Raw genomic sequence first — 3161 nt, 5'->3', positions numbered from 1 at the left:
CCGCACCCCTTCCCCTCACGGGTAGAATTTTTGGATGGAAGCCACACCTAACCCACAGGTGTACGACCTCAACCACAAGGGGAGACCCACGGCTAAGCCCACCTTGCCCTGGGTGTTTCAACTCATGTGGGTGCGGCTGGTGGAGCTGGGGAGGCGATAGCGGGTCCTCAACCTGGCTCCCTATCACGAGATCGTAATGCACCTTCTGGGGGCTGGGCGATATTACCTGCTAGAGTGAGAGACGTGCGGAATGTGGGTAACATCTTCAAGGACGTTTTGTATGATCTTTGCAATTTTTAAAGAGAGAAGGGGAGGCACAGCCTCGCCAATCTGAGACCGAACCTCTGATGTTTTTCCCTCAAACCAGAACGCATCGGGAAAGCTTTGGAGCCTTGCTCGCTCACGATTGGTGAGCCTGCTTCTACTTCTTCGGTAATGGTAGCCCCAAGTTCCTCCTCCCCCGTGAGCCACAACTGTGTAGGCAGGAAGGAGCGGGTGGAGCCGTTTGTATACGAGGCTGAATCCTCGTCCTTCTACTTCATGCTCTGTGCCACGGACGGCTACGTGGTTTTTCCCAGGAGGAATCTGCCACATGCGAGCAAGCACAGCTTCCTGCTCCTTGGGAAGGGAGTGAGATCCATCTGGAAAACCATCCGGAGGCGTTAGAGTTAGAGATATTCCCTTCCACCCTAAAAGCCGAATTGTAGCTTCGTGCTCCTCCATAGCTCGGTCAAAGAGGGGATCGCTGGGCTTGCCCTTGTGGAGATGGAGATAGTCGCTTATAGGGTCATTTCCTGAGAAAAGGCCACTATACTCTGAGAGGATTTCGCGGTAAATGTTTCTCAGTTCTGGCAGGATGGCGCCTTCGAGGGCTTCTAAGGCCGTAAGGGGATACTTTCTGAGCGCGGGAGATCCAGCAAAGGCCTCTTCAATTGCCAAAAGGTGGTCCATTCGTATCGGAAGGTCTCCACGGAATCCAACAATCAAAAGCCGCTTGCGCCGCTGGGGGACGCCGTGCCAGGATGCGTCCACTATGTCTGAAAATACTATATGGTAAGAGGGTATATCTCCTCTGTCAGCTTCGTTGAGGAGGTCCTCGGGAGGGGGGGGTGTTTGGTGGGGCGCCACATTATATTGCTTCTTCCACCGCTCAGGTAAAGAGCGTAGGTCTTTGAAGTCCTCTAGGATTGCACTTATATCCTTCCCAGAATTAGAAGAAAGGAGGCCGGGTACATTCTCAAAAACGAACGCTAGGGGTTTGAGGACCGCCAAGTACCGGGAAAAGTGCAAGTAGAGCTTGCCCCTGAGGGTTTGGGTTCCTCCTCGCTCTTGATCTATGCCCCTCATGATGGAAAAGTCTTGGCAAGGTGGGCCCCCTAGTAAGACAGTCGGAGGGGGGATGGGAGTTTCCAGATTTGAGTAGGAGACATCTCCAACGGAGTAATAGCCTGCCTTAAGCAGGGGACCCATGGAGATAGGTATCCCAAAATTTCTACGGAAAGTCCTGGCCGCATCATGCTTTATGTCTATGCCGAATACTGTGTCAAAGCCCAGGACTCGGAAGCCCCAGTCAAGGCCTCCTGCACCAGTAAAGAGGCTCACCGTGCGCATTCAGGTCCTCCTTGGGATACGGGAATGGATTCATATCCCCCCTCAGCTTCGGGAATAGAAAGAAGTTCTGCGACGCAGTTCAAGTTGCTTATAAGTAGATCTGTGCTACACAGCGCATGCTGGCTACTTGAGAATTCTTCTATAGGATAGAACTTAACTTTCAAATCTCCATCTTTCAGGCGAGGATCCAAACTTAGATCTTCCCAGTTGATTTTGTCAACTTGCACGTTGCCGGATGAAATAGTGCCAATCCCGCTATAGATGGTAATTTTTTTGCGGGCTCTTCGTGCATTGTGTTTGTAAGCTTTAAATGTTTGACTTAGCCGGCTCTTTTCCTGCCAGCCAGCCATAAAGGCCAGCAAAACGATGTCTGTTTGCTTCATCTGCTCTATTTTTGCCTTAGCTCTCTCGAGCGCGTCGTGCTCATTAAGGAAAATATGTTCAATTTGGGTAAGTTTGCTTTCTCGATAGACTGTTAAAACCCGCTCAAACGCTCCTATATTCGCCAAGAAGTTGAAGAGCGTGTCAGCGTTAGTTCCAATTTTAACCAGAACATAAATGTCACTATGCCTATTTTGAGCGTAGGGTACATCCAACCAGCGACCATTGAGTTTTGTAGTTTTAATACTAATCCTTCTTTTGGGATTTATTGGTTTCCCTTCCAGGATGACTTGTACTATGTCGGCACTTAGAGCTACCTCAAGCCTTTCTTCGCTTGCGTCTAAAATGGGGATTACCCTCCCAGACGTGAATGACTTCATAAACTTCCGGAAGGCGATTTCACCAAGAATGCCCTGAATCGTATCCCCCCAGAGTTGCCCAAAACCACGTTGCCTTGACGATCCGAAGTCCGTTCTAGCAAAGCGGTGTGCAAAAGAGAGGGCTATTACAGTGGCCCGGAGGTAGTCTTCCTTCGTTAAAAGGATACTGTTCGTTTTTACTTTTCTCCAAAAGCTATCAATAACGGCCTCAGGCTTTTCATTATCCAAAAGCTCACTTCCCGCAAGATCTCTAGCTTGCAAAAGGAGATTCTCCAGTAAGTGCTCGTCCATTTTCACCCCCTCTTTTTGAGCTAGAACGGTAAGCGCCTCTTTGCCTTGGCTGGTCCAAACCTCTTTAAGCTGGGTGTCTGTAATTAGTCTTGCTAAACTTTGCATGTTCAACCCCTCGCTTCCGTGCACCTGCTCAGTATTTCGGCGATTTCTTTGTAGGAGGACTTGAGGAGTTCGTCAACAGCTATCCTTATCAAGGTGTTCTCCGTGATCCGCTCCCCCTTCCCCTTCCTTTCCCGGTTGAGCCTCCGGGCCAGGGCGGTGAGGGCGTCCAGCTGGTCGGGGCGGAGGCGGCACTCCTTGCGGACGTAGGTGAGGTAGGGGGGGAGGGGGCGCTCCCTGGGGCCTTCCCCCTTCGGGGAGGCCTCGAGGCCCCCCCCGGGAGGGGCCTCCCCGGGCTTCTCCTCCCGGGGGGCGGGAGCCTCCTGAAGGTCCCCCGCCTCCTCCCTCACCAGCTCCGCCAGGCGCTTCCGCTTCACGCCTCCCTCCTCTCGGGGG

3 protein-coding genes and 1 pseudogene are annotated in these 3161 nt (G+C 52.0%); 1 reads left to right on the top strand and 3 read right to left on the bottom strand.

Annotation, left to right across the window (positions count from 1 at the left end; translation table 11 throughout):
* Nucleotides 1-70 precede the first annotated feature (70 nt).
* Nucleotides 71-238 (top strand): annotated as a pseudogene (locus ACYQ0J_RS00510) (IS1634 family transposase); the annotation flags it as partial.
* Here ACYQ0J_RS00510 and ACYQ0J_RS00505 read toward each other — a convergent pair.
* The 3 genes from ACYQ0J_RS00505 to ACYQ0J_RS00495 form a co-directional block, all read right to left on the bottom strand.
* A complete protein-coding gene (locus ACYQ0J_RS00505) occupies nucleotides 223-1611 on the bottom strand; it encodes a DNA cytosine methyltransferase (protein ID WP_460170260.1) in 1389 nt (462 codons plus the stop codon). The pseudogene ACYQ0J_RS00510 and the gene ACYQ0J_RS00505 sit on opposite strands and share 16 nt — an antisense overlap.
* On the bottom strand, nucleotides 1599-2792 hold the full coding sequence (locus ACYQ0J_RS00500) for a hypothetical protein (RefSeq protein WP_460170259.1): 1194 nt from the start codon (nucleotides 2790-2792) through the stop codon (nucleotides 1599-1601). Before ACYQ0J_RS00500 ends, ACYQ0J_RS00505 begins: the two co-directional genes overlap by 13 nt.
* Nucleotides 2771-3161: hypothetical protein (locus ACYQ0J_RS00495; RefSeq protein ID WP_460170258.1), on the bottom strand; the 391-nt coding region annotated here is incomplete at its 5' end. The genes ACYQ0J_RS00495 and ACYQ0J_RS00500, both read right to left, overlap by 22 nt.

The sequence above is a fragment of the Thermus sp. FJN-A genome, from assembly GCF_054655095.1.
The sequence above is the reverse complement of the archived record's forward strand: the minus strand, read 5'-3'. Positions and strand labels throughout refer to the sequence as shown.